The organism is Streptomyces sp. NBC_01408, assembly GCF_026340255.1.
Lineage (GTDB): Bacteria > Actinomycetota > Actinomycetes > Streptomycetales > Streptomycetaceae > Streptomyces.
Genome location: NZ_JAPEPJ010000002.1, coordinates 1,279,259 through 1,305,981, shown reverse-complemented (window position 1 = coordinate 1,305,981; position 26,723 = coordinate 1,279,259). Strand labels below are relative to the sequence as shown.

General features: G+C 69.2%; 21 protein-coding genes and 4 pseudogenes. 19 read left to right on the top strand and 6 right to left on the bottom strand.

All coding sequences use genetic code 11. The features are described 5' to 3' along the window. On the top strand, positions 1–921 hold a 921-nt coding region (locus OG447_RS27940; protein WP_266940100.1), incomplete at its 5' end, for an ATP-binding cassette domain-containing protein. After that, positions 918–1,703 carry an ABC transporter permease gene (locus OG447_RS27935; protein WP_266940099.1) on the top strand — a complete coding sequence of 262 codons (786 nt, stop codon included), beginning with the start codon at positions 918–920 and terminating at the stop codon, positions 1,701–1,703. The genes OG447_RS27940 and OG447_RS27935, both read left to right, overlap by 4 nt. Positions 1,704–1,909: 206 nt before the next feature. On the opposite strand, the gene OG447_RS27930 is transcribed toward OG447_RS27935, so the two are convergent. Beyond that, complete coding sequence (locus OG447_RS27930; protein WP_266940098.1) at positions 1,910–2,935, bottom strand: hypothetical protein; 1,026 nt, start codon at positions 2,933–2,935, stop codon at positions 1,910–1,912. Positions 2,936–3,142: 207 nt separating this feature from the next. Between OG447_RS27930 and OG447_RS27925 the strand changes: the two genes are divergently transcribed. From OG447_RS27925 to OG447_RS27915, 3 genes are all read left to right on the top strand, one after another. Continuing rightward, a complete protein-coding gene (locus OG447_RS27925) occupies positions 3,143–3,337 on the top strand; it encodes a hypothetical protein (protein ID WP_266940097.1) in 195 nt (64 codons plus the stop codon). Between the two features lie 139 nt (positions 3,338–3,476). Further along, entirely contained in the window at positions 3,477–6,389 is a 2,913-nt protein-coding gene (gene lanL / locus OG447_RS27920) for a class IV lanthionine synthetase LanL (protein WP_266940096.1), read from the top strand. A gap of 88 nt (positions 6,390–6,477) precedes the next feature. After that, positions 6,478–6,603: an ALQxL family class IV lanthipeptide gene (locus OG447_RS27915; RefSeq protein WP_266940095.1), complete on the top strand. Its 126-nt coding sequence runs from the start codon at positions 6,478–6,480 to the stop codon at positions 6,601–6,603. A gap of 107 nt (positions 6,604–6,710) precedes the next feature. Here the strand turns inward: OG447_RS27915 and OG447_RS27910 are convergent, their stop codons facing one another. Continuing rightward, on the bottom strand, positions 6,711–9,605 hold the full coding sequence (locus tag OG447_RS27910; RefSeq protein ID WP_266940094.1) for a BTAD domain-containing putative transcriptional regulator: 2,895 nt from the start codon (positions 9,603–9,605) through the stop codon (positions 6,711–6,713). Positions 9,606–9,723: 118 nt separating this feature from the next. Here OG447_RS27910 and OG447_RS27905 point away from each other — a divergent pair, with 118 nt between their 5' ends. From OG447_RS27905 to OG447_RS27880, 6 genes and pseudogenes are all read left to right on the top strand, one after another. Continuing rightward, a complete protein-coding gene (locus tag OG447_RS27905; protein WP_266940093.1) occupies positions 9,724–10,023 on the top strand; it encodes a trypco2 family protein in 300 nt (99 codons plus the stop codon). After that, positions 10,020–12,827, top strand: a complete 2,808-nt coding sequence (locus tag OG447_RS27900; RefSeq protein WP_266940092.1) for a serine protease — start codon at positions 10,020–10,022, stop codon at positions 12,825–12,827. Before OG447_RS27905 ends, OG447_RS27900 begins: the two co-directional genes overlap by 4 nt. Before the next feature lie 70 nt (positions 12,828–12,897). Next, the gene (locus OG447_RS27895; RefSeq protein WP_323181863.1) at positions 12,898–13,881 is read left to right on the top strand and encodes a DUF6801 domain-containing protein; all 984 of its coding nucleotides are present in this window, start codon (positions 12,898–12,900) and stop codon (positions 13,879–13,881) included. Positions 13,882–14,034: 153 nt separating this feature from the next. Continuing rightward, positions 14,035–14,538 (top strand): hypothetical protein, encoded by a 504-nt coding sequence (locus tag OG447_RS27890; protein WP_266940090.1) that lies wholly within the window; start codon positions 14,035–14,037, stop codon positions 14,536–14,538. 46 nt (positions 14,539–14,584) lie between these two features. Continuing rightward, positions 14,585–15,207 (top strand): annotated as a pseudogene (locus tag OG447_RS32325) (RHS repeat-associated core domain-containing protein); the annotation flags it as partial. Between the two features lie 300 nt (positions 15,208–15,507). Further along, a complete protein-coding gene (locus OG447_RS27880) occupies positions 15,508–15,945 on the top strand; it encodes a hypothetical protein (protein ID WP_266940185.1) in 438 nt (145 codons plus the stop codon). A gap of 159 nt (positions 15,946–16,104) precedes the next feature. On the opposite strand, the pseudogene OG447_RS27875 reads toward OG447_RS27880, so the two are convergent. The 3 genes and pseudogenes from OG447_RS27875 to tnpA all read right to left on the bottom strand — a co-directional run. Then, positions 16,105–16,218 (bottom strand): annotated as a pseudogene (locus tag OG447_RS27875) (SMI1/KNR4 family protein); the annotation flags it as partial. Positions 16,219–16,266: 48 nt separating this feature from the next. After that, positions 16,267–16,608 (bottom strand): HopJ type III effector protein, encoded by a 342-nt coding sequence (locus OG447_RS27870; RefSeq protein ID WP_266940089.1) that lies wholly within the window; start codon positions 16,606–16,608, stop codon positions 16,267–16,269. A gap of 704 nt (positions 16,609–17,312) precedes the next feature. Next, positions 17,313–17,720: pseudogene (gene tnpA, locus OG447_RS27865) on the bottom strand (IS200/IS605 family transposase); the annotation flags it as partial. Between the two features lie 23 nt (positions 17,721–17,743). Between tnpA and OG447_RS27860 the strand changes: the two are divergent. The 5 genes and pseudogenes from OG447_RS27860 (at position 17,744) to OG447_RS27840 (ending at position 21,318) form a co-directional block, all read left to right on the top strand. After that, complete coding sequence (locus tag OG447_RS27860) at positions 17,744–19,024, top strand: transposase (protein ID WP_266940088.1); 1,281 nt, start codon at positions 17,744–17,746, stop codon at positions 19,022–19,024. A gap of 38 nt (positions 19,025–19,062) precedes the next feature. Next, positions 19,063–19,418: pseudogene (locus OG447_RS27855) on the top strand (carboxyl transferase domain-containing protein); the annotation flags it as partial. Positions 19,419–19,495: 77 nt separating this feature from the next. Next, positions 19,496–20,278: a thioesterase II family protein gene (locus OG447_RS27850; protein WP_266940087.1), complete on the top strand. Its 783-nt coding sequence runs from the start codon at positions 19,496–19,498 to the stop codon at positions 20,276–20,278. Between the two features lie 3 nt (positions 20,279–20,281). After that, complete coding sequence (locus OG447_RS27845) at positions 20,282–20,629, top strand: metallophosphoesterase (RefSeq protein WP_323181862.1); 348 nt, start codon at positions 20,282–20,284, stop codon at positions 20,627–20,629. After that, a complete protein-coding gene (locus tag OG447_RS27840; RefSeq protein WP_266940086.1) occupies positions 20,626–21,318 on the top strand; it encodes a 4'-phosphopantetheinyl transferase in 693 nt (230 codons plus the stop codon). The genes OG447_RS27845 and OG447_RS27840 overlap by 4 nt, the downstream gene beginning before the upstream one ends. A gap of 493 nt (positions 21,319–21,811) precedes the next feature. On the opposite strand, the gene OG447_RS27835 is transcribed toward OG447_RS27840, so the two are convergent. Continuing rightward, positions 21,812–21,934 carry a hypothetical protein gene (locus OG447_RS27835; protein ID WP_266940085.1) on the bottom strand — a complete coding sequence of 41 codons (123 nt, stop codon included), beginning with the start codon at positions 21,932–21,934 and terminating at the stop codon, positions 21,812–21,814. Between the two features lie 220 nt (positions 21,935–22,154). Here OG447_RS27835 and OG447_RS27830 point away from each other — a divergent pair, with 220 nt between their 5' ends. From OG447_RS27830 to OG447_RS27820, 3 genes are read left to right on the top strand one after another with little or no spacing between them, the layout of a single operon-like run. Then, on the top strand, positions 22,155–23,738 hold the full coding sequence (locus OG447_RS27830; protein ID WP_266940083.1) for a class I adenylate-forming enzyme family protein: 1,584 nt from the start codon (positions 22,155–22,157) through the stop codon (positions 23,736–23,738). 55 nt (positions 23,739–23,793) lie between these two features. Then, positions 23,794–25,083, top strand: coding sequence for a 5-aminolevulinate synthase (hemA, locus tag OG447_RS27825; RefSeq protein WP_266940081.1), 1,290 nt, complete (start codon positions 23,794–23,796; stop codon positions 25,081–25,083). Further along, positions 25,080–26,633, top strand: coding sequence for a long-chain fatty acid--CoA ligase (locus OG447_RS27820; RefSeq protein WP_266940079.1), 1,554 nt, complete (start codon positions 25,080–25,082; stop codon positions 26,631–26,633). The genes hemA and OG447_RS27820 overlap by 4 nt, the downstream gene beginning before the upstream one ends. The last annotated feature ends 90 nt before the right edge of the window (positions 26,634–26,723 follow it).

Genomic DNA, 26,723 nt, shown 5'->3' with positions numbered 1-26,723 from the left:
GGTCTGCGCAAGTCCTACGGCGACAAGACCGTGCTCAACGGCATCGATCTGCACATCCCGGCCGGGTCCGTGTTCGCCCTGCTCGGGCCTAACGGAGCGGGCAAGACCACCGTCGTCAAGATCCTCTCCACTCTCGTCACCGCGGATGGTGGGCAGGCTCGGGTGGCGGGCCACGACGTCGCCACTGCTCCGCAGGCGGTTCGGGCTGCGATCGGTGTCACCGGGCAGTTCTCCGCGGTCGACGGCCTGATCACCGGCGAGGAGAACATGCTGCTGATGGCGGACCTGCACCACTTGTCGAAGCGTGAGGGCCGCCGGGTGGCTGCCGAGTTGCTGGAGCGGTTCGACTTGGTGGAGGCGGCGAAGAAGCCGGCTTCCACCTACTCGGGTGGTATGAAGCGCCGCTTGGACATTGCCATGACGTTGGTGGGCCGGCCGCGGATCATCTTCCTGGACGAGCCGACCACCGGTCTCGATCCGCGCTCGCGTCACAACATGTGGCAGGTCATCCGCGAGTTGGTCTCCGATGGTGTGACGGTCTTCCTGACCACGCAGTACCTGGAGGAGGCCGACGAGCTCGCCGACCGTATCGCTGTCCTCAACGACGGCAGGATCGCGGCCGAGGGCACCGCCGAGGAGCTGAAGCGGCTGATCCCCGGCGGCCACGTCCGGCTCCGCTTCTCCGACCCGTCCGCCTACCACAGCGCCGCCTCCACCCTGCGCGAGGTGACCCGGGATGACGAGGCGTTGGCGTTGCAGATCCCCAGTGGCGGGACCCAGCGCGAGCTGCGCTCGATTCTCGACTGGCTGGACTCGGCCGGCATCGAGGCCGACGAGCTGACGGTCCACACCCCCGACCTCGACGACGTGTTCTTCGCCCTGACCGCCACCACCGACCAGCCCAAGGAGTCTGTCCGATGAGCTCCCTCTCCCTCGCCGTCCGCGACTCCTCCACGATGCTGCGCCGCAACCTCCTCCACGCGCGCCGCTACCCGTCCCTCACCCTGAACCTGCTGCTCACCCCGATCGTCCTGCTGCTGCTCTTCGTCTACATCTTCGGCGACACCATGAGCGCGGGAATCGGCGGCGGAGGGCGCTCCGCATACATCGCCTACCTGGTGCCGGGCATCGTGCTGATGACCATCGGCAGTACCGTCGTCGGGACCGCGGTGTCCGTCTCCAACGACATGACCGAGGGCATCATCGCCCGCTTCCGCAGCATGGCCATCCACCGCGGGTCCGTGCTCATCGGGCACGTCATCGGCAGCGTGCTGCAGTCGATCGCCAGCGTGGTCCTGGTGGGCGCCGTCGCGGTGGCCATCGGCTTCCGGTCCACGAACGCCACGCCGCTGGAGTGGCTCGCGGCGTTCGGGCTGCTCGCGCTCGTCGCCCTGGCACTCACCTGGATCGCCGTCGGCATGGGCATGGTCAGCCCGAACGCCGAGGCGGCCAGCAACAACGCGCTGCCACTGATCGTCCTGCCGCTCATCTCGAGCGCCTTCGTCCCGATCGACGCGATGCCGGGGTGGTTCCAGCCGATCGCCGAGTACCAGCCCTTCACCCCGGCCATCGAAACCCTGCGCGGCCTGCTCCTCGGCAGCGAGATCGGCCACAACGGATGGCTCGCGGTCGCCTGGTGCCTGGCCCTCACCGTGCTCGGCTACCACTGGTCCAAGGCGGTCTTCAACCGCGACCCGAAGTAAGCGGGACAACCGCGCGGACCACCTCCCGCAACTCGCCCCACCCGAGGACGGCGTACCCCGACACCGCGTCGGCGTCCGCCGTCCCGTCCGTGGAATGCCGGTGCGGCTGGCTGACCGGTTCGGGCGCCGCACGGACACAGCGGGTGCCGATCACCCGGGGTGATTTCCTTCGCCGTGGCCGATCCGCCGTGGCCGATCCGCCGTGGCTAGTCCGCCGTGGTGAGTCCGGCGCGTTCGGCGAGGGCGCCGCCCTGGAACCGGCTCTCGGCGCCGAGCTCCTCCAGCAGGTCGGCGATGTGGCGGCGGCACGTGCGCAGGGACATGCCCATCCGCCGGGCGATCACCTCGTCCTTGGCGCCCTCGGCCAGCAGCCCGACCAGCGCACGGCGCAGGCTCGGGCCGACCTCCTTGTATGCGGCCTCGCTGCTGCCGTGGAACGGGGTCGCGCCGGACCAGTGCTGGTCGAAGACCCGGCACAGGTACGCCACCACGTCCGGGTCCCGGACCAGTACCGCCCCCTCGCCCGGGCCGCCGTCGGCACGCCGGGGCAGGAAGGCCACCGAGCGGTCGAACACCACGGCCCGGTCAGGTAGTTCGGCGGCGGTGCGGTACTCGGCGCCGGCCTCCGTGAGGGTCTCCACGTACCCCTGGGTGGAGAGGCTGGCGCGCGCCGAGTGCTGGTAGAGGGTGCGCATCACGACCCCGCGACGCAGCATCGCGAGGTCCCGTTCGATGGCGTCGCCGAGGCGGTGCGGGGCCCGGCCGCCGCCCGGCTGAATGCTGAACACCTCCTCCCGGCAGCGGGCCGACTCCTCGGTGAGCATCGCCGAGGCGGCCGCGAGGTCGGGCAGCACGTCCACGCCCTGCCGGTGGTCGCGTTCGCGTCGGGCGGCACGGTAGTGCGGTATCAGGGAGTGCAGGTCCTCGCGTACGGACTGGGCGTGCGCGGCGGCCCGCGCGACCTGGGCCTCCAGCGGACCGACCGCCTCCGCCGCGGCCGCGTCCGGGCTGACCGGGATCAGCTCCTCCGGGCTGCCGGGCGCCGGGCGCAGCAACCGGAGCAGCAGCAGGGTGCGGCGGGCCCCCTCGGCCTCCTCCAGGCTCATGCCGAGGCATTCGGGCACGTCGGGCGGCCACCTCTTGAGGCTGCCCTGCGACAGTGCGTACTCGAAGACGGCGACGGCCCGGGCGTCCAGCCGGGGCAGATCGATGGAGTTTGTCTGGATTGTCATGGTTTCCCCCGCGATGCGGCCCTGCTACTTCCGTGCCATGCAGGCTATTGCCAGCTCACAGGGGTGGACCAAGGGGGCATGTAGGTATGAGCCTTGAGCATCCGGCCGGGCCACACCCCATCAGGCCGATATGCCGACATACGGCGTGAACCGCCCGACGCGGGCGTTCGCCGCCGGTCCATGATCTCCCCATCCAGGAGCTGTGCCATGTCCAGAACCCTCCGCTGTCTGCTCCTCGTCGCGGTCCTGCTGGCCGGCGGCGCCTTCGCCGCCCGAACGGAGGCAGGGCCGGGGGCGGCCGCCGGGCACCAGCGGGGTGCGCAGGGCGGGGCGACCGTGGTCCTCGCCGGGGACCTTCTCGACACGAGCTGGGGCGACGACCACATCCGGCCCTCCCTTTAGGGGGTGGCCGTGTCGTCACAGTCGCTCTCCAGTCACCGCTGAGAGGTGCCCCCGGGCCTACGGGCGGGGCGCCCACCGGGGCCCGTTGGCCCCCCGTCCGCCTCTTGGTTCCGCCGTGCGAAGTGCGAGGTCGTTGAGCGTGTCATCACTGCCCGAGACTCCGTCCCGGTCCCTCACCGGGCCGCGGCGGACACGCGCAGAGGGTCCCGCGGACCTGGCGCTGCTGCCCGACCTGGTACGCGCCGTCCTCGCGCGGGGCGGGACCGGCCGGGCCGGGGCGCCGGTGGACTGGGTCGTGGAACCGGGCGAGTTCTGGTGCCACGTCCGGCCGGGGGGTGCCGTCCGCCGCGCCCAGGGGTGGAAGCTCCACGTCTCGGCCACCCCGCTCTCGGCCCCGCTGGTCCTGGCCCGGGCCGCCGAGGTACTGACCGCCCACCGGGCGCCGTTCAAGTTCGCGGCCAGCCCCGCGCGGGTCGCCGCCCTGGTCTCGGGGCGCTTCGCCCGGGGCGGGGGCGGCAAGTTCATCACGGTCTACCCGGCCGATGACGCACAGTTCCGGCTGCTCGCCGAGGAGTTGCACCGGGCCACGGTGGGGCTGCCCGGCCCCGCGGTGCTCTCCGACCGACGCTATCTGCCGGACAGTCAGGTCTACTACCGCTACGGGGTGTTCGCGGCGGCCCCCGAGCTCACGGCCGACGGGGCCTTCGCCGCCCGCCTGACCGACCCCGAGGGCCGGCCGGTCCCCGACGAGCGCAACGCCTGGTACAGCCCGCCGTCCTGGGCGGGCGACCCGTTCCCGGGCCGCCCGGTGGCTCCGGCCCGCAGCACCGCCACCGCGAAGCCGGTGCTGCTGCACGAGCGCTACCTCGTACGAGGCGCGATCCAGCACTCCAACAAGGGGGGCGTGTTCCGGGCGGAGGACACCGCCACCGGCGACCAGGTGGTGGTCAAGCAGGCCCGTGCTCATGTGGGCGCCGGCCTCGAAGGGCTGGACGTACGAGACCTGCTGCGCCGGGAGGCGGCCCTGCTGGAACGTTTCGGCAAGCGGTTCCCCGACCGGGTTCCCCGGCTCGTCGAGGTGTTCGAGCAGCAGGGCAGCGCGTTCCTGGTCGCCGAGTCGGTGCCCGGAGCGACCCTGCGCCGGACCGTCGCCGAGCGGCTGGTCCGGGAGGGCGCCGCCTGCCCCGACGAGCGGACCGCTGACTCCCTGGTCCGGCAGCTGCTCGAACTGGTCGGTACCGCCCACGAACTCGGCGTCACTCTGCACGACTTCAACCCCAACAACGTCATGGTCACCCCCGACGGGCGGCTGCGGCTGATCGACCTGGAGATGGCCGCCGCGGAGGGCGAACGCTGGGTGCTCGGCGCCACCCCCGGCTACACCGCCCCCGAACTGCGCGCCGCCGATCAGGTGGCGCCCGCGTTCGGCCCCGGCGTGGACCTCTACGCCCTGGGCGCCACCGTCCTGCACACCCTGACCGGCGCCGATCCGCTCTTCGCGGCGGACCGGCCCGAGGCCGGGGCCCGCCCGGACGAGGAGCGACTGTCCCGGCTCTTGGAGCTGCTGGCCCGCGACCAGCCGCTCGTACGGCGGTTCGCGCCGCTGGTCCGGGGGCTGATGCGGGACGTGCCCGCGGACCGCTGGACCCTGGAGCGGGCTCGGGGGGCCCTCAACGGCGGCGCGGCACCGGCGGAATCGGCGGCACCGGCCGCACCCGCTGGTATTGCGAGGTCTACAGGGGCTACGGGGTCTACGGGGTGGTCTACGGGGCCGGCGCAGGTGCGTGCACGGCTGCTGCACGACGGCATCGCCCACCTGCTGGCCACCATGCGCCCGGCGGACCCCGACCGGCTCTGGGCTGCGGACTCCTTCGGCGAGACCTGCGACCCGGTGGCCCTCCAGCACGGCTCGGCGGGCGGGGTGAGCGTGCTCGCCCGGGCCCTGCGTCACGCGGACGACCTCGCGGCCGGGTTCCCGTACGGGACCTCCTGCGGGACCGCCTACGGGTCCCCGTACGGACCGCCGGTCACCCGGGAGGCCCTGCGCGCGGGGCTGCGTACGGCCGCGGTCTGGACGGCGGACCGGCAGGAGGCGCTGCCCGGCAACCTGCCCGGACTCCACTTCGGCCGTTCGGGCACGGCCTGGGCCCTGCTCGACGCCGCCCGGGCGCTGGAGGACGCGGCGCTCACCGAACGCGCCGTCGCGCTCGCCCTGGCGCTGCCCGTGGAGTGGCCCAACCCCGATGTCTGCCACGGCGCGGCCGGCGCCGGCCTGGCCCAGCTGCACTTCTGGCGCACCACCGGGGACCCGCGCTTCCTCGACCGTGCCGCGCAGGCCGCCGAAGGACTGCTGGCGGCGGCCCGGCGTACGCCCGAGGGCGTCTTCTGGCCGGTGCCCGAGGACTTCGACTCCGGTCTGGCGGGCGCCTGGCACTACGGATTCGCGCACGGAGTGGCCGGCGTCGGCACCTTCCTGCTCCTCGCCTGGGAGGCCACGGGTGACGAGCGGCTGCGCGCCGCGGCCGTGGCGGCGGGCGCCACCCTCGCCGACGCCGCCCGCCGCGGACCGGCGGGCACGCTGTGGCCGGTGGACCGGGCCCGGCACCTGTCGGACTCCCCGGACCTGGCCCGGCACTGGTGCAGCGGCTCCTCCGGCGTCGGCACCTTCCTGGTCCGCCTCGGGTCCGCCACCGGCACCCGCGATGAGGGCCTGGCCGATCTGGTGGAGGGCGCGGCCGCCGCAGTCCGGGCGGGCAGGGTGACCGATTCGGCCGCCACCTGCCACGGGCTCGCGGGCAACGCCGAGTTCCTGCTCGACGCCGCCGAGCTGACGGGCGAGGCACGCCACCGCGCGGGAGCCGAGCTGCTGGTCGAGCACATGTCGGCCCAGGCGGTCCTGCGCGACGGCCGGCTGCTGGTGCCCGACGAGAACCGCAAGGCCGTGCTGGCCGAGTACGCCACCGGTCTGGCCGGGAGCCTGTCGCTGCTGCTGCGCCTGCGGTACGGCGGCCCGCGAGCCTGGCTGCCCGAGGGCGAATCCGCCCACCCCTGAGTGTCCGGTGGCCGTCGGCCACCGGCTGCCGGGCCCGCCCGGGTCCGGCGTTGCACCCGCAGTTCCATCCGCACAGAAGGAGACCGCCATGGCGGAGTTCGACATCGATGCCCTTCAGGTCCTGCCCGAGGACGTCCGTACCGAGGACGCCCGCGGTGAGGAGCACGCCGCCGCGCTGATCACGGCCTGCCGCTTCCGGACCAGCGGCTGCTGATCGCCTGCTGAACCGGCGGCGACCCCCTTCGCCGCCCCTGGGAGGGGACCGGATCCCGCACCGGCCCCCTCCCTCATACGTGCCTCGGCGGGCTCACCCGCATGGGTCTACAGGGCGCCAGGCCGGCGGTCCGGCAGTTCGAGCACGGCCTGGAACTGCCCGAGCGCCTCGTGGATGCGGCCCGTCGCCAGGTAGGCGCGGCCCAGGCGCGAGCGAATGTCCATCTCCAGCCAGTCGTACGCGGGTTCGGTGAGCGGAGACAGCAACTGGTGCTGGATAAGGGCCTGGTGATGGAGGGCCACGGCCGCACCCGGATCCCCCACGCCCTGCTCCGCCGTGCCCAGCCGGGTCAGGCTGCACGCGCAGAGGAAGACGTCCCCGGCCTCCCCGACCAGGTGGACCGCCTGGCGGAGCAGGCTCTTGGCCTCGGCGTACCGGCCGCGGCGGAGGTGGATCTCGGCGGCGAAGCTCAGGACCCTGCCGAGCATGCGCGGTCTGCGGCCCCTGTCGGCGTGGGTCCGGGCCTCGGCGAAGCCGGCCAGCGCCTCCTCGTTCCGTCCCTCCAACTGGTGGGCGAGGCCTTTGATGACGAATCCGATCGAGGCGATCCAGTCGTTGTGCGGCGCCCGGTACACGGCCAGCGCCTCGGCGACACGAGAGATCGCCTGGTCGGCCTCACCCACACTCACGTCGACGGACGCCAGCCCGATGAGGGCCCGGGTCTCTTCGATCGAGTCGAGGCCGCGCCGGCTGAGGTGGAGCGCCTCGGTGAACACGGTCCGCGACTGCGTGTACCGGCGTTGGTACACGCCGGTGTAGGCAAGACAGTTCCGCAGGGCGAGCGCCATCCGCGGGTCGGTGGCCTCGTCCACGTGCGCGAGCGCGATCTCGAGAGCGGTCTGGGACTCGTGGTAGCGGCCCTGCCGCGTGAAGTAGTCGACCAGCGCCTCGGCGATCCAGCACGCGTAGTCGACCTCGCCGAGGACCACGGCCTGTCCGACGACGTCGACGAGCTCTCCACCGGCCGCATCCAGCCAGATCTCCGCGTCCTTCCAGGTCGCGAACGGTGCTCCGGAGGGCTGGGGTCCGGTGGGGAAACCGGTGGGGAGGCCCCAGTCACTGGCGATCCGGGCGGCGTCCAGGTAGAGGCGCAGGGCGGCCGTGCGCGTGCCGGCGGCCTCGTCGGGCAGGGCTTCCGCGAGGCGCCGCGCGTGCACGCGGACCAGATCGTGCAACCGGTAGCGGCCCGGACGCGGCTGTTGCAGAAGGTTCGCGTCGACCAGGCTTTCCAGGATCCGCTCGGTGTCGTGGGGCGGCCGGCCGAGCATGGCCGCCGGCGCCAGCACATCGAACTCGACCGTCGGTGCCTGGCCCAGGGCGCGGAATCCGAACTGCTGGTCGGGTGCGAGCTGGTCGTACGACAGCCGGAAGGCCGCCTCGACGCTGCGGTCCCCGATGCTCAGTTCGCCGAGTCGGCGTTCGTCGCCCGCCATACGGCCCACCAGGTACTCCACCGTCCAGGTGCGGCGGTCCTGCAGCCGGGACCCGGCGATGCGCAGTGCCAGCGGCAGCCCGTCGCACAGCCCGGCCAGCCGGCGCGTCGCCTCCGGCTCGCGGCTCGCGCGCTCCTCCCCGATGATGTGCGTGATCAGCAGCACCGCACCTCCGCTCCTCAGCGGCTCCAGCGTGACCCGTCGGTCGGCGTCCAGTTCGGGCAGCCGTCGGCGGCCGGCCACCAGTACCCTGCTTCCCGCTCCTGCGGGCAGCAGCGGTCGCACCTGGTCGGCGTCCTGGACGTCGTCCAGCACGAGGAGCAGCCGTAGCGGGCTGGTCGCCGCGCGCCAGGCGGCGGTGAGTTCTTCGAGGTCGCTCGGCAACTCGCCTTTGGCTGCTCCCAGGGAGCGCAGCAGGCGCTGCAGTGCCTGCTCGGGAGTATGCCGCCGCTGCGTGCTGTGCGCGCGCAGGTCCACGAACAGGCTGCCGTCCGGGTACTGGTCGCTGAGCTCACGGGCCGCGCGCACGACGAGCGCGGTCTTGCCGACACCGGCCGTACCGTCCACCGTCACGATCGACAGGGAACCGGGCGCATAAGCCTCGGTCAGCTGCGCGAGCTCGGCCTCCCGGCCGACGAGGCGGCCGGCGTCGCCCGGCAGTTCATTGACGGTCCGACGGGTCCGGGGCCGGGCGGGCTGCGCGGCGGAGCGCGCAGCGGCCGGACCGAGCAGGTGTTCGTCGTCGCGGCGCAGCACCGCTTCGTACAGCCGGTGGAGCTCTTCCCCCGGATCGACGCCGAGCTCGTCACGCAGCCGTACGCGCATGCCCTGATAGGCGTTCAGCGCTTCCGCCTGGCGTTCACAGCCGTACAGGGCCCGCATCCGCAGCGCCAGCAGCGACTCGTCGTACCGGTCGGACGGGGACAGGATCGTGAGGTCGTCCAGGGCATCACCGAACCGGCCGAGCAGGACCAGGCATTCGAGTCTGTCCAGCCGGAGCCCTCGCCGGCGCTCCGACAGCCGCTCCCGCTCGGCCTGCGCGAACAACCCCGGCAGGCCGGCCAGCGGCTCGCCCCGGAACAGTGCGAGCGCCGAGGACAGCTGGTCGACGGCCCTGGCCAGCTCGCCGGACGCCTTCGTGCGCCGCGCCTCGACGCCCCGCTCGGTCAGGTCCGCCACATCGAGCCGGACCCCGTCGACGGCGAAGCGGTACCAGCCCTTTCCGCTGCGGATCACCGACTCCGTATGGCGGGTGCCGTCCGCGTCGAGCGCCCGGCGCAGCGGGTTGACGTGACTGGCCAGCACTCTGTGGCCGGATGCGGGTGGCTCCGACCCCCACACTCCGTGCATCAGCTGCTCATGGCTCACCACGGCCCCCCGGCTGAGCAGCAACGCGGCCAGCACGGCCTGCCGTTTGACGGGCCCCAGATCCAGCGGTGCTCCGCCCCGGCACGCCCGTAACGGCCCGAGCACCGCGATCCGGAGCTGCTCGGGAGGTTCGCTGTCCATGGAGAAGCCCTGCTTTCGCACATCATCGGAATTTCATCGGCTCTGCAGCGTGTCCGGTCATGGTTGCAGAGATGCGACGGAGAACGGCTGAAAAGCCAGGGAGCGCAAGGGGCACGGTGTGATCGAGTTGACGAGCGTGATCAGGGATCTACGGGAGGAGTTGGGCCGGGCGATCGCCGCGGCGGAGGGCGAGGCGCTGCGCTTCGAGCTGGGACCGATCGAGTTGGAGCTGTCGGTCGCGCTGGAGCGGTCCGGGCAGGCGGGGGCGAAGGTGCGGTTCTGGGTGGTGGAGTCCGGTGCGGAGGCGGCGGTGAGCGCCGTCTCGGCCCAGCGCATCTCACTGGTGCTGCAGCCGGCCTCGGCGGGGGCGGACGAACCGCCGTTCATCTCCGGCCGCGCTGACGCACACGAGCAGTGAGCGCCGTCGTGGGCGGGGCGATGGAGCCGGACGGGCTCGACCGGCGGCGGGCGGTCCAGGTCATCACCACGTGCGGCGCGGGCGCCGGAGGGCGCGGGTCGGGTTACCAGGTGGCCCGGAACGTGGTGCTCACGGCCGCGCACGTGGTGTGCGGCGCGGCGACGGTGCAGGTGCGTTTTCTCACCGAGGACGGCGGTACGCGGGAGTTGCGGGGCAAGCCGTTCTGGGTGAACTCCGCCTCGGACGTCGCGCTGATCGCCATCGAGGACGCAGCCGTCCGCAGCCCGGCCGCGGGCAGCCCGGCCGGTGCTGAGGTTGCGCCGGTTCGGTTCGCCCGTGTCTCGAAGCCGGTGGAGTGCGAAGCGCTGGGATTCCCGAGGTTCAGACTGCGTGCCGGGACCGCGTCGCCGGACGGCGGTGCGGCCGTGACGTATCGGGATTCCCACCACGCGCGCGGTGAGACCACCCCGTTGTCGAACCAGCGCGAGGGCAGTCTGGAGATAAGTCTGAAGTCTTCCCCGGAGCACGACCCCGAGCGGGGCCGTTCGCCTTGGGAGGGCATGTCGGGGGCCCCGGTGTGGAGCGGCGGGTACGTGATCGGCGTCATCACCAAGCACTACCGCTCCGACGGGCTCGGCACGCTCGCGGCGAGCCCGGTGGACCGCTGGTACCGGCAGGTGGGTCCGCAGGAGATCGGCGAACTGAGCTCGTCGATCGGGTTGCCGGCGCATCCTGGCCGACTGGAGGAGCTTCCCCGTACAACGCCGCTCCCCGGTGCGCCGGAGCTGCGGGAGGCGGCCGGGCTGCTCGCCTCCAGGGTGGCCGGCCAATGGCGGAAGGAGGAGCGGCGGCGGCATGTGCACGACCCGTTCCCGCTCCCCGTGTGCTTCCGGAAGGCCGACGCGCGCCTGCTCGATCACTGGGCCAAGATCCTCAACGCACCGCCCGGGGCGGATCCGGCGCCGCTCGCACTGGCCGGCCGCATCGACCGGATCGTGGAGGTGTACCGGTCCATCCCGTCCCGCCGGCTGGTGGTGCTCGGTGCGGCCGGGGCGGGCAAGACGATCCTGACCCTGCGCTTCGTCCTCGACTGGCTGGACGCCCGTACGCCGGACGAGCCGGTACCGGTGATCTTCAGCCTGGGATCATGGGACCCGACCACCGTCTCCCTGCGCGACTGGATGTGCCACCAGCTGGTACGCGACCACGGCCTCGCCGCTCCCGCCGCACACGAAGGGAATCTGGCCGGCGCGCTGGTCGACACCGGCTGGATCCTGCCCGTCATGGACGGGTTCGACGAGATCGCCGGCGGCCTGCGGCGTGCAGCGCTCAAAGAGCTCGACCGCACCACCACCCCGCTGCTCCTCACCAGCCGGCCCGGGGAGTACGCCGAGGCCGTGGAGACCCGCCCGTTCCCGAAGGCTGCCGTCGTCGAGCTGGACGACCTGACCTTGGACGACGTCGCCCTCTACCTGCCTCTCACCAGCCGTCCGGGTACGGACGGCGGTACGCGCAGCACCGTGTGGGAACCGGTCCTGGACGAGCTGCGCAGGCACCGGCGCAGCCCGGGCGCGGAGAACGTGGCCAGGGTGCTCGTCACCCCGCTGATGGTCGCCATGGCCCGTGCCGTCTACAGCGACGTCTCCGGATCCGACCCCGTACGGCTCCTGGACACCGCCACGTTCGACTCCCCGGAGGCCCTGCAGAGGCATCTCCTGGCCGCGTTCACCCCGGCCGCCTACGAGCCCTCGCCGACCGACGGCGGCAGCGGCGGTCGTCGGCGGCAGGACTGGAACCCCGACCGTGCGCAGCAGTGGCTCGGCTACCTTGCCGCGCACCTGGACCGACTCGGCAGGGCGGGCACGGGCGTCCCGGCACGTGACCTCGCCTGGTGGCAGCTGGGCACCACGATGAGCCGTTCCTCGCGCATGCTCGTGATCGGATTCCTGGCCGCACTGGCCCTCGGGGTGACGACCGCCGTCGGGAACGTTCCCGTGGACTTGATCGCGACATCGTTCGGGCTCAGGTTCGCGCTCGTGCGGGGGCTCGTGGTCGGGCTCCTGCACGGGCTGGTGAACGGGCTGTTCTTCGGGCTCGTGTACGGATTCGTGTCGCAGGGCGCGGCAGAGCCGTCGCGCGTACGCATCCAGGTCTTCGGCAGGACCGGGCACAGGCGTACGGGGGTCCTCCCCAGGTTCCGGCTGGGGCTCGCGTGCGGGGTCCTGGCCGCGCTCGTGCTCTTGTTCCTGGACAGGGTCGTGGTCGAGTCCCTGGGGCTCGGGGACGGCCTGGACGGCGGGCTCGTGGGGGGCCTCGTGTTCGTGCCCGTGCTCGGGCTCGGGGTCGGGTCGGTGTTCGGGCTCATGGCCTGGCTGGAAGTTCCCGTCGACATCAGATCGGGTGTCAGTTCCTCGGAGCTGCTTGGCCAAGACCGCAGGAACGTGGTCTTCCATCTGCTGGTGTGGGCGCTCGTGTTCGGGACGGGAGCCGGATGCGCCAACGCATTCACGGCCGGGCCCGTGTGGGGACTCCTGCTGGGGCTCGCGTTCGGGATCGAAGCCGCCTTCGCGGGCGGACTCGCGTACGGACTCGCTTTCACCGCTTGGGGCCAGTGGGTGGCCCTCGCGCGCATCTGGCTGCCGCTCACGGGGCAGTTGCCCTGGCGGCTGGTCGCCTTCCTCGACGACGCGTGCGAGCGGGATGTACTGCGCCAGGCCGGCGCGGTCTATCAGTTCCGCCACGCTCAACTCCAAGATCACCTGACCCGGGTCTTTCTGGCGGGCCGCAACAGCGGCCGGCCGTGACCGGCACATCGCTGCACTGCGCATTCCTCGTACTCCTCCAAGAGATCAAAACACCCTGACGGGGGTCAGCATGAGAACTGGCAAGCACACCCAGAACCCGCACGACCGGCGCGGGACGGCCCGTGCCGTCCGGAACGTTCCGGTGCCGCGCGGCCCGCTTCGACTGGCGACGGTTGCCGCCGTTGCGGGCGGGGTGCTGGGACTCTCAGGAACCGGTCCCGCTGCCGCGGACCCGGTGACGCTCACACTGCGGTACACGTGCTCGACCGGGTTGATCGGGAATCTGCCTGTCACGGTGCGGATCCACTCGGACGTCCCCGAGTCGGCCGAGGTCGGAAGGCCCACCCTGACCTTTCCCGTCAACGCCGCGGTGCCGGTGCCCGCGGACGCTGCGAAGGCGCTGGGCAGGATCGGTGTGACGACCGTGGAGGGTGCGGCGGAGGCGCAGGTCCGCGTGGCGTCCCCGGAGGGGGACAGCCGGGTAAAGGTGCCGGTCGATGTGAAGGCCGGCATCCCGGCGGCCGGGTCCTTCCACGTCGAGGCGTCCGGCTCCGCACCGGCGCTCACCTTCAGGCAGGCGGGCAGCGCGCGGATCACCGTCGGCGACCTCGTAGTACATCTCGCCCTGAAGGACGCGAGGGGCGACGTCGCCTACCCGGGCGAGATCCACGCGCGGTGCACGCCGGATGCCGGGCAGAACAACGTCCTGGCGTCGTTCCGCATCACCGGTGCCGGTGCCGGTCCCGGTCCCGGTCCCGGTCCCGGTCCCGGTCCCGGGACGGACACGGGCGAGGCCGCGTCCGGGGCGACAGGCACTGCCGGTACAGCCGCCCCTCCCGGTACAGCCGCCGCTCCCGGCGCACCGGCAGCCGACCGGACCGCGTCAGGCGCCACCGAGTCCACACCGCCGGGCGCGCTCCCCGAGACCGGAGCCGACCCCACCCTGTGGCTGCTAGGCGGCGCGGGCGTGCTGCTGGCTGCCGGTGCGGGCACCCTCTTCGCCGTACGCCGAACCCGTGCGGATGACGGCGTCGGCGATGCCGCCGCGACCTGACCGGGCGACCAGGCTGATTCACGTCCCCCGTTGCGTTATCGCCTCCGACCGGGCTACGAAGGAGCCGCACATCCACATCGACCACAATTGGCGCAACACACAGAACCGCTCCTCCGAAGTGCAAGCCCTGATCGACAAATTGGAGAACTGGCCGTGACCGGCATCGAATTCCTGGCCTCGTCCATCGCGACCGGACGCCTGCACGGGATCGGCATCGGCTCCACCCTCGGCGAGGTCGACCGGGCCGTCCTCCACCGCTTCGTCGAAGTAGTCGACGAGGGCGGTGAGTCACTGCGCCGCGACTACGGATTCGTCGAGTTCTACTTCAATCCCGGCGACGAGTGGGTGATGTCCGGCGGGTCGATCGAGTTGCACCGGCTCGCGTCCGGCTACGACATGGCGGAGGAATGGGCCCTGACCATGGGGGTCGAGTTCCCCCGCTACGTCGCCTGGGAGGACGTGCGGGACGCGCTCGCCCGCGTCCCCGGAGCCCCGGAATTCAAGGCGACCGACCAGGGCGGCTTCCTCGAATACCGGGCGGCCGCGTCCAACGTCTCCGTCATCGTCGTGGACGACGACGAGGAGGAGCGGGGCTACCACGCCGGGCACGGGGACGTGTGGAGCGTCAGCCTGTGGGCGCCGGTACCTGCGAGGTGACCGCTTGCGGGGCCGCCGAAGTGTGGCGGCCCCGCTGTGCCCGCAGCCGGGGCAGGAAGCCACCGGCAGCCGCGCCTACACCGGCACGACCATCACGCGCGCGGGCCGGGTGCGCTACGAGCACGACGCGTTGGGCCGCCGCATCTCGAAGCAGCACCTCGCCGACGACGGCACCGTCCTGGAACACATCACGTTCACCTGGGACGGCGACACGCTCTGCGAGCAGACCGTCCAGGGAGACCCGGGGGCCGACCGCATCACCCTGTCCCGGGACCACCAGGGTGTGCGCCCACTCACCCAGACCGAGCGCAGGTTCGCGGCGGACGCCCCCAGGAGGCGGTCGACGAGCGGTTCTTCTCCATCGTCACCGATCTCATCGGCACCCCCAGGGAGCTCGTCGACGAGTCCGGCGAGCTGGCCTGGCACACCCGCAGCACCGTGTGGGGGTCCACGGCATGGGCGGCGTCGAGCACCGCCTACACACCGTTCCGCTTCCCCGGGCAGTACTTCGACCCCGAGACGGGGCTGCACTACAACCGGTTCCGCTACTACGACCCGGAGTCGGGACGCTACGCCTCCCCCGACCCGCTGGGCATCACCCCGGCACCCGACCCCGTCGCGTACGTCGGCAATCCACACCGGCGCAGCGACCCCCTGGGACTGTCACCGTGCCACGGCGGCATGGACTACATGGAGGACAACCGGATCCCCGCCGGCGATCCGGTGACCCACGGCCCGACCGGACAATCCCCACTACAATGGTGGACTTCTCAGGCTCATGGTGCGCCATTCCGGTGCGGACGGATCCTGGGTCGCCCAGCGCGTCGCCAACGAACTCGGCACCACCGTGCGCGCGCCGACGGACCGCGTCGGCGTCGAAAGACTGGGGGGCCCGGGGCAAACGCCACAGATCGACAGGGGCGGCTACTGGAGGGTATTCCTCCCCATGCTGGAAGGAAGATGACCCGAATGGAAATGATCGGTTTCTACCGGGAGATGGACCCGGAGAACGATGCCGTGTTCCGCGAACCCATCGGGGACAAGGTGCGGGATCAGGCGCCCTATCCGAAGGCGGAGGTGAAGCGGTACCTCGACTCCGGACATCCGATCTTCGACATCATGGAGTTGACGATTGATGTCATCGGGGGCGCTTTCCGCGTGCCCGGCGGATCGTCGCTGCTGTCCGACGGCCGTTTCGTCTGGCGAGTGGACCTCGCCGCTTACGTCGAGCGGTACAACCTCGAACTTCCGGCGGAATTCGTCGAGCATGCCGGCAGCCACGGATTCTCGATGCCGGCTGAGGACCTGCCGACCCTGCGCGCCGTCTCCCAGGCTGCGTTGAGCGCCCTGGGGTTCCGCGTGGTCGGCGGCGCGGGGCCGGCTTCAGGCGGCGGTCCTCGTCAGTAATACCGGCGCTCACGCGGTCGACGATTACCGACAGTGATCGAGTCGCGGCAGTCGGAAGGCCCGGGAACTCCTGGGCCGCCAGCTCGATCACGGCAGCGGCTGACCGGCGCTGGTGTGGTGCAGAGCCTTCAGCGATGGCTGCCAACTCTGGGGTCTGAATCCGTCGGCCAGTAGCCACAGGAAGTCGCCCAGGTCGCCCGCGACAACACCGGTCTCCCCCTCGGACCCGAGGAAGACGACGGGCTGCTCGGCCAGCGGCCGGCTCGGGCGGATGGACGGGGTGGTGCTCGTGACCTTTGGCGCTCGCCCGGATTTCGCTGTTCAGATCTTGCGGGCCAACGGTTGCCCCGCGAAGCTCACCCCTTCCAGGCCATGGGCCATGAGGTTGCGAATGTTGCCGTGATCAGTGTCGTTCGGCGTCGCCAGCACACTGCGATAGTGCTCACCGAATGCCAACAGCGCTTCTTGGTCGCTCAGCCCTTCCAGCAGGGCCAGTCCCAGCGTCTTGCAGGAACCCTCGTTCTCACCTGCGGCATTTTCCAGTTCCCCGTTGCGGAACGCCTGCGGCTGATACTCGTAATGCGCGGCGACGAAGGCCAAGGTGTCGGCGAACTCGTGCTCACCTGACGCAAGGCTTGCCCGCAGCGAGTTCAGATCAGTCATGTTGGTTCTCCTGGGTTGAACAGACGATCCGATTGCCGTCCGTGACCGGACGACATTACCCCCTTATGGCCAGCCGGTAAGAATCGCGCGACACGTCCGAACGAGCGGCATCTCCGCAGGTCACGATGTGCGTCTGTACGACCCGCCGAGAGCCGGTTTCGGTCCGGGCGATCGGCCGCGAGGGCCCTGCTGATCAGCAGGGCGCTTCCGCTCCCGCCCTGTGCCGCAGGCGGCGGGGGCCTGGACGGTGGGACGGCTGAGGGGAGACGACGGTGCCGCGGTCCAGCCTGTGGTGACCGTTCTGTGGCAGGGGGAGGGCCTGAGTACAGGGGGCGGGCGGTACATGGACGAAGGTTCCCGCCGCAGTGCGCCGCCACCCGAAACCGGCGACAACGATCACTGACGGAGCCGGGCGCTACTGTGCCGCGCCTGTCAAGGACGCGGACCAAGAGGGCCCGGGATCACCGAAACTGTCGACCCCCGGCCTGCCATCGGTGCGGACACTCCCGCCCGCATACCAACCCGGTCAGAAGCCAACCGGCAGGGGTGGCTCCCGTTCTCATTGCCGATCATGGACTCTATCTCTGATCTTGGCCAGTGCTCCGCCCTTCAGGGCGGGGGTGAAGGCCATCCTTGGCCCGGAGGCGCGGAGCGTCGGAGTGCTCTGCGCCTCCGGGGTGACGGTTAGACGGGACGCTGCTGGTTTCGATGTACTGCTTGACGGCGGTCAGGGGTGCGCCGCCACATGAGCTGGCGAAGTAGGAGCCGGACCAGAAGTGTCCGCCCCACAGGTGCCGGCGGACGTGGCTGTCGTACTCCTGGCGCAGCCTGCGGGAGCTGACGCCTTTGAGGGAGTTGACCAGCTTGGAAAGCTGCACCTTCGGCGGGTAGTGCACGAGCAGGTGCACGTGGTCCTGTTCGCCGTTGAACTGTTTCAGCTCGGCTTCGAAGTCGGCGCAGACCTCCCCCATGATCTCTTCGGTGCGGGTCAGCATGGCGTCGGTGAACGCCTTCCGCCGGTACTTCGTGACAAAAACCAAGTGAACGTGCAGGTTGTAAACAACATGGCGACCCGTTCTGACATCGGGGTTAGGTTTCCAGCGTGGTGACATAAGCCAATGTTAGGGTTTCCGTTGTGAGTCAAGACTCCCTGGTGAAGCGGCAGTTCGGGCACCGTGCCCGTCTTTCGCTATCGCGCGCCGAGGTGTTGAAGACTGATGGCCAGGCGCACGCGGCCCGCACCATGTGGAACCTGCTGCACGCCTGGTGGCGGATGATGCCGAAGGAAGAACGGACTCTTGCGAACGCGGACGCCGCGATCCGCCAGGCCCGCGAGGACATCGACTTTCTCGCTGTCCTTCCCGCGCAGGCCGCGCAAGCGGTGTTGAAGACGTACTTCCAGGCGTGGAAGAACTGCTGGGACGGCCGCGCCGACGCCCCGAATTTCAAGGGCCGGTTCCGCACGGTGATGTCCGTGGACATTCCGCAGGGCCGGGACCTGAACATCACCCGCGTGCACCGCCGCTGGGGCATGGCCAACATTCCCAAGGTGGGCCGGGTCCGATTCCGGTGGACCAAGGACCTGCCCGTGGGCAAGCACGCCAACGGGGAGAACCGGATCACCGGGGCGCGGCTGGTCAAGGACGTGCTCGGCTGGCACATCGCCTTCCGTGTTCGGACCTTGGAGGCCAAGCCCGATCCCCACCAGGGGCCGGACGTCGGCATCGATGTGGGCGTCACCGTGCCCATAGCCCTCTCGGACGGCGAAACGTACGAGCACGGCGAATGGCTGACCGGCAAGGAGAAAGCCAGGCTTCTGCACCTGGAGCAGCGCGCCGCGCAGCGTAAGCAGCACCGCAAGCCCGGCGAGCCCACCAGCCGCCGGCTGCACCACACCTACGACCAGATCGCAGGACTCCGCGCGAAAGCCAAGCGCCGGGCCCTGGACTGGCAGCACCAGACGACCACCGTCATCGCCCGCACATACGGCACCGTTGTGGTCGAAGCACTCACCATCACGAACATGGTCAAGTCAGCCAGGGGAACCATCGAAGAGCCGGGGAAGAACGTCGCCCAGAAATCCGGGCTGAACCGCTCCATCAGCGGGGAGGCGTGGGGCCGGACGGTCACCATGCTGACGTACAAGACCGCCCAGCTCGGCGGCACCCTGTACAAGGTCCCGGCCCCTGGCACCTCCAGGCGCTGCTCCGCGTGCGGCTTCACCACGCCCGGCAACCGGGAGTCCCAGGCCGTGTTCGTGTGCAAGAACCCGGACTGCGGCTGGTCAGGCAACGCCGACTGGAACGCAGCCCGGAACGTCTTGCACCTGTACCGGATGGGCCACGCGCTCATCCCGGCTGCCGGGAGGGCAGTCGTCAGGCGTGCCAAGCGCGTCAAGCCCGCTGCCGCAAGGTAAGCAGGAATCTCCCGGCTTCAGCCGGGAGAGCACTTCAATGCCATGCTAAAGTCCTCCGGATCCAGCTGATTCTCCGCAAAGCGTACGGCGGTTCCTGCATCGTCACGGACTCGCGTTCCATCGGCGCGGAAGGCCCGGCGAACGTGGTGTTCCGCCGGGAGATCGCTGCGGCGGACGACCCCGAGGCCGTGCGGGCTCAGCGGCCAAGGAGTACCGGCAGGAGCTGATGCATCCCTATCGCGCCGCCGAACGCGGACTCGTGCACGACGTGATCGACCCCGCCGGGACAAGGCCCCTACTGATCCGGGCACTTGAGGCACTTGAGGCACTCGACGCTCTGCGCACGAAGGACGCCCGGCTGCCTTCGCGCAAACACGGCAACCCGCCGATGTGACCCGGCAAGAACACAGAACCGCAGGACAGAGACGGCAAGACGGCAAGACCGCAAGACAGAGGGGACATCCAGGAACCATGACAGGTAACACCAGGCACGACGGAGCGTGGCTGCGCCGATTCCACCCGGCGCCGGATGCCGGTGTCCGGCTCGTCTGCTTCCCGCACGCGGGAGGCTCGGCCACCTTCTACTTTCCTGTCTCCCGCACGCTGTCACGGTCGATCGAGGTGCTGCCGGTCCAGTACCCGGGCCGGCAGGACCGGCACAGCGAACCGTGTGTCAGTGACATCGGCGAGCTGGCCGACCGCGTGGTCGAGGAGCTGCTGTCCCTGGACACCAAGCCGCTGGCCCTCTTCGGCCACAGCATGGGCGCCATGGTGGCGTACGAGGTCGCCAGGCGCCTGGAGCGCATGGAGATCAAGCCCCTGTGCCTCTTCGTCTCCGGTCGGCGCGCCCCGTCGCGTACGCGGGACGAGAACGTGCACCAGCGCGACGACGACGGCCTGATCGACGAGCTCAAGAAGCTTGGCGGGACCGACTCCCAGATCCTGGGCGACCCGGACGTGCTGCGGATGTTCCTCACGGCCGTCAGGAGCGACTACAAGGCGGTGGAGTCGTACCGTCACGTTCCGGGCCCTCCGCTGGACTGCCCCGTCGTCGCCCTCACCGGCGACGACGACCCCCGAGTGACGCTCGACGAGGCCAAGGCCTGGAGCGAGCACACGGTCGGCGGCTTCGAACTCAAGGTGTACGAGGGCGGCCACTTCTACCTCAACTCCCATGCGTCGGCGGTGATGGAGACGATCTCGGCCGGCATCGCGGAGCCGTCGCTGACCGGCCCGCCCGCGTCGGACCGGTGACGGATGGCCCCCGCGAACCTGCTCGGCATCAGCGATCTGCACGTCAGCCATCCGGAGAACCGGAAGATCGTGGCGAACCTGCGGCCGACGCCGGACGACGACTGGCTGCTGGTCGCTGGTGATGCCGGGGAGCTGATCGAGGACATCGAGTGGGCTCTGAGCACGCTGCGCGACCACTTCGCCAAGGTCGTCTGGGCGCCGGGCAACCATGAGCTGTGGACGCCCCGCGAGGACCCGGTGCACCTCCGGGGCGAGGAGAGATGCCGCGTTGGCCATCCGCGCGAGTGGCGCCGCCCCGGCCACCTGCGCGACGTCCCCCGTCGTGTGCTGCCCGAGACGAGAACTCCGTGATCGAAGAGATACTGCCGCCGAACGTTGTGGTGGCCGAGGCGTACGACGACTCCGCACCGGCCGAGCTGTATCCGGAGGAGGCCAGGGTCGTCGCCAACTCCGTGGACAGTCGGCGGCGTGAGTTCGCCACGGCACGGCTGTGCGCGCGACGCTGCCTCGCCCAGCTCGGCCTGCCACCCGGGCCCCTGCTGCCCGGCCGGCACGGAGCGCCGCGCTGGCCGGAATCCGTGACGGGCAGCATTTCGCACTGCACCGGCTATCGCGTCGCGGCCCTGGCGCGTACGTCCGATGTCGCCATGATAGGGATCGACGCGGAACCCGATCAGCCGCTGCCCGCAGGCGTGTTGGAGAGCATTGCCCTGCCTGGTGAAATCGCGAGGCTGCGCAGACTCCGGGCGACCGAACCCGGTGTGTGCTGGGACCGCCTGCTGTTCAGCATGAAGGAAGCAGTCTACAAGGCCTGGTATCCGGCCACGGGGCACCGACTGGATTTCGAGGACGCCGACATCGAAGTGGACGCCGCGGCAGCCTCTTTCACGGCACGCATCATCCCTTCCCGGCCCCAGAACAGTGGAGAGGCCGGTCTTCTGAAGGGCCGTTGGCTGGCTCGGCGAAATCTTGTGGTCTCCGCCATCGCCGTACCGAAGGCGGTGGTCGTGCCTGACGAACCCGTGCATGGTTGGCGGTGACGTGTCGAAGGTGCCGGTCAGCGCCGGAGGTCACCGTGGCTGACCGGGCCTGCGGGTGGCGGTCTGCCGACGTGAAAGCAGCCCGGCGATGGCTTGGACCGTGGTGCTTGTGTGGTTGCGGCGGCCGTGGTGACGGACGAGTGCCCGCCAGTTCCTGAGGTGTGCGATGCGGGTATCACGATGCCGACCCGGGTCGCCGCCCTTGAGCTCGGCGGCATCGGGATCCGCGTCAACGCCGTGGGCCCCCGGCCTCCGACAGGAGCGCTGCCTGCCCGAACGCCGGTGTTGGGCCAACGATTTCACCGACCTGTGGACTGCGACCGGGCAGCGCATGCTCAGTTGACCCGCGCGACCGCCCTACCCGCCCACGACCCGAAAGACATCGGAGAACCCGCACCGGACGGCCACCCGGCACACCATGCTGCCCGCACTCGAAAGACCGCCCCGAACCCGCCCGACACCCGTGATCAGAGTGCACGCGATGGAGCGAGGTTCAGGGCAAGTCCTCGTCCAGCCGGCCCCGTTCGACCAGACACTTCAGCTTCGCGGGTGCCCCCTCGATCTTCGCGATCTCGGCCGCAAGGCCGATCCTCGGCACGATCTGATTGGCCCGCACGGGCTCCGGAGCGTCCCCCCGCCCCCGCGAACGGCGACACCTCTTCCGCCCCCGGCGGCGTCTCCCGCGGCGCGTGCGCCGAACGGCTACCCAGATCGGGGTGCCTTCCGGCCCTCCGTTATAGCTAGTCGAACGATCTACCGGTTACTTCGATTGCATGACGAGGATTGAATCGCCCAATCGGATGACATCGCTGTTGGTGAAATAAAAGGAAGATGCCATGAGCCTGCCCCAGCATTGGTGGAGTGCAAGTCAAAGTTATGTCTCGGAGATCCTGTCACTGCTCGCAGCCGCGCCGGATCGCGATGTCGTTCATTGGCGTGGCGAAGCCTTCTCCGGTGGTGACTTGATTCGGTCCGTGACTGAAACATTCCTTGCGCTGCGCAATTGCGGAGTGGGTAAGGGGGATGTGGTAGCGATTCTGGTCGCACCCAACAGCCCTGAGATGCTCACCGTGCGGTACGCGACACATCTGCTCGGCGGTGCCGTGTGCTATTTGCGAACCACTAATCCTGGTACCAAGGCAACGGTCCTTCCGCTGGATCACCAGATCCAAATCTTGCGCGAGACAGAAGCCGTGACTGTCTATGCCGATGCCGAAAGTTCGGAGCGCGCGATAGAGCTCGCTGATGGTAGTGGGATCCCGGTAACGCGACTTCAGCATGGGGAACCCAACGAGGTCGGCCGGGTCGATGTTGCCGACACCCCGGGCGCCGTGTCATGGGAGCCGGATGCGCTGGCCGTCATCGGCTTCACGAGTGGCAGCACGGGACGGCCCAAAGGCATCCGGTTGGCGGGCTGCGCATGGGAAGCCACAATGCGTGCATGGATGGAGGTTGGTCGTGAATACGACTGTGCGTCGATCCTGGTGTCGACCCCTCTGAGTCATGGCGTTGCCGCGATGGCAGACGCAGTCTTCGCCTTGGGCGGAGCGCTCTATCTCCATGAGACCTTCGATGTCGAAAAATTCGTGCACACCGTCTCCGCGGAGAAGGAGGTCTCGTGGACGTTCATGGCGACAAATCACGTGTTCCAACTCCTCGACCATCTGCGCGAGCGGGGAATCCGCGACAGTGACGCTGTGGAAGCTGCGGGCTTGTCTTCGCTGAAGCGGATTGTCTACGGCGGCAGCCCCGCGGCACCCGCTCGAATTGCACAGGCGTTTCGGCTTTTCGGCCCTGTTCTGGCGCAGGGGTATGCCACGAGTGAGAGCGGTCGGATCACGATCCTGACACCTCAGGAGCACGGCGACCCGGATCTCGCGGCCACTGTCGGTCGGCCCTTCCCTGAGGTGGAGGTCGTCGTCTGCAGCTCGGATTCGGGTGCGCAGTTGGCGGCGGGGGAAATCGGCGAGGTTCGTGTCCGCTCGCCTCAGATGATGGACGGCTATAACGGCGATCCGGAATTGACTGCACGAGTGCTTCGTGACGGCTGGTATTTCACCGGAGATATCGGCTGTCTCGACGAGCGAGGCTATTTGACTCTCTTGGGTCGGGTGGCCCACGTCATCAAGGTCAGTGGCGTCAAGGTTCATCCGATAGTTCTCGAGGCGGAAATTCTTTCCCACCCGGGTGTCCGGCACGCCGCCGTATACGGGGTGCGGGACGAGGACGGAAGCGACCATATCCACGCCGCAATCGAATGCGATCCGGCCGAGGTGGTCGAAGTAGAAGATATCCGGGCGAGAATTGCCGAGGCGCTGTCCCCGATTCACGTGCCCGAGAAGATGCATATCTTGAGCGCTCTGCCGATGAATAGCAACGGCAAGCCCGACAAGGTACTCCTGAAATCGCAATTTTCCTAGCGCAGACCTTTCGGTTCGCAGGTCAATCCAACCGCTACGTCGAGAAGGCGAGTGAATGAACGTTCACCTGGCATCATACCTGAGTGGGAATACCGCTGACGATCTTGCTGAAAGCAAGCGCGATTTCCTGGAGATCGGTCGCCTCTCCGGTAATTACCCCATGGCCACTGCGCGGCTCGATGGGGTGGATTCGGAAGTAAGCGTCTGGTGCAGCAACGACTATCTTGGAATGGGCCAGAATCGCCAGGTCATCGCGGCCATGCAAGCCGCGATCGATACCCATGGCGTAGGTTCCGGAGGTTCCCGGAATATCGGTGGAACCAACCATCATCACGTCCTTCTCGAAAATGAGCTGGCGGATCTGCACGGCAAGGAATCCGCTCTCCTTTTCACATCGGGGTACACGGCCAACGAGGGATCGCTCTCCGTGCTGGCGGGGCTTCCGAAAGATACCGTCGTATTTTCCGATGCGAAGAACCACGCCTCGATCATCGACGGTCTCCGGCACAGCGGTGCGCAGAAGCGCGTCTTCAGGCACAACGACGTCGCCCACCTGGAAGAATTGATCGCGGCCGCTCCCGCCGACTGCCCGAAGCTTATCGTCGTGGAATCGGTCTATTCCATGTCGGGCAACGTTGCGCCGCTCGCCGAGATTGCCGACATTGCGGACAAGTACGGTGCCACGACCTTCATCGACGAGGTCCACGCGGTCGGCATGTACGGCCCGCAGGGCGCCGGCATCGCCGCGCGGGAAGGCATAGCCGATCGGTTCACCGTTGTGATGGGTACCTTGGCAAAGGGTTACGGAACGGTCGGCGGCTACATAGCGGGACCGGCGGCCCTCGTGGACGCGGTGCGGACCTATTCGCGCTCGTTCGTCTTCACCACCTCGCTGCCGCCGGCGGTCGCGGCCGGTTCGCTGGCGTCGGTGCAGTACCTGCGGTCCTCCGATGTCGAGCGAAAGCTTCTCTCGGAGAATGCGCGGCTTCTGCACAGCCTTCTGATCGCGGCCGACATCCCGTTCATTTCGACGGACTCCCATATCGTTGCGGCCTTCGTCGGCGATGACGATATGTGCAAGCGGGCGTCCCGGCTGATGTTCGAGCGGCACGGGATCTACGTCCAGTCCATCAATGCCCCCAGTGTGCCCGCGGGCGAGGAGATCCTGCGCATCGCTCCGTCTGCCGTGCACGATCAGAACGATGTCGAGAACTTCGCCCACGCTCTTCATGGAATCTGGAAGGAATTGAACATCCCGACCGCGAGTGCCCGAGACTGGTTCACGTCCGAGCTCCGCGGTGGCGGCGCTCGCACCGCCGCGAAAGACGGACTGCCGCCGCAATGACCATGTCAGTTGTCGGCGTACTGGCCGACACGGCGGCGCAGCGACCCGTCCACTCTGCCGTGGTCTACGAGTCCGAGCATTTCACCTACGGGTGGCTGTGGGAACAGGCACGTCGCTACGCCTCCGTGCTGCGAGCCAACGGGGTACGGCCAGGAGACCGGGTCGCCATGCTCCTGGTCGACACCCCGCAGTTTCCCGCTGTGTACTTCGGCGTGCTGGCGGCCGGCGCCGTCGCGATCCCGCTGAATGTCATGTCGACCGCGTCGGAGATCGATCACGTCCTGACCGATGCCGACGCCCATTTCCTGGTGTGCGCCGCCTCCTTGCTCGCCCGGGCGAGAGAGGCGGCGGAGCCGCTCGGCACGGTGCTCCTCACTGTCGGCCCGGGCCCCGCGGGCACTGTCGACCTGGAGAACGCGGCACGGGAAACAGCGCCGATCGACGATTCCGCGGTGCGGGAACCCGACGATGTGGCGGTCGTGTTCTACACGTCCGGTACGACGGGTGAGCCGAAAGGGGTGATGCTCACCCACCGGAATATTCTGTACAACGTCGAGAGGATGGTCGCCACTCCGTATGCGTTCCGGAGTGACGACGTATTGCTCGGGTGCTTGCCGCTGAGCCACGGCTTCGGTCAGATTTGCGGCATGCTGACCGGATTCCGCGCCGGTATATCCATCGTCATGATGCCGAGGTTCTCCGGGCGGGAGGCCCTCGCGCTGATGACGAAACACCGGTGCACGGTTTTCATGGGCGTGCCGACAATGTATTTCAAGTTGCTCGATGCGGTGGCCCAGGGAGAGCAGGTTCCTCTGCTCGACCGCATGTACAGCGGGGGATCGGCGCTGCCGGTCAAGACCCTCGAGGATGTCCGAAGCGCGTTCGGATGTCCTGTGTACGAGGGCTACGGGATGACCGAGACCTCTTGTAGCGTTGCCTATCACTATCCCGGCCTAACTTTTCGATCCGGGACAGTCGGTGTTCCGATCACTGGCATCACTGTCGGTATAGCTCGGCCGAATGCCGACAGGATAGATCTCCTGCCCGCGGGTGAGGTGGGCGAGATCGTGGTGCGCGGTCCGAACGTCATGGCCGGATATCTCGGTCGCCCGGATATCACCGCTGAGGTTCTGATCGACGGCTGGTTCCTTACCGGCGATCTCGGCAGGCTGGATGGCGACGGCTACCTTTCGGTCGTGGGCCGTAAGAAGGACTTGATTCTGCGTGGCGGCTACAACGTCTATCCGCGCGAAATCGAGGAAATCCTCCTCGGGCATTCGGCCGTGGCACAGGTGGCGGTTATCGGTGTTCCGCACCCTGTGCTTGGTGAGGAGGTCTGGGCGATTGTCGTGCCTGCCCGCCCGGAGGGCGTGACCTCTGGAACGGATGAAGAGATCATTGAATGGGGCAAACAGCGCCTCGCCGCATATAAGTACCCTCGTCGAGTCGAGTTCACCGACGCTCTCCCGATGGGGTCCAGCGGAAAGGTTCTCAAGCGGATGCTCGTCTCGAAATACGAGTCGACCGCCAGCTCGTCACTCTGCGGCTGACCGGCCGCCACAGAATCACATTGGCGCAGCGCCCGCAGCGCGGCTGCGGGTGCTGCGCCTCCGCTCAAGCATCGTACGTAACAAATAGGT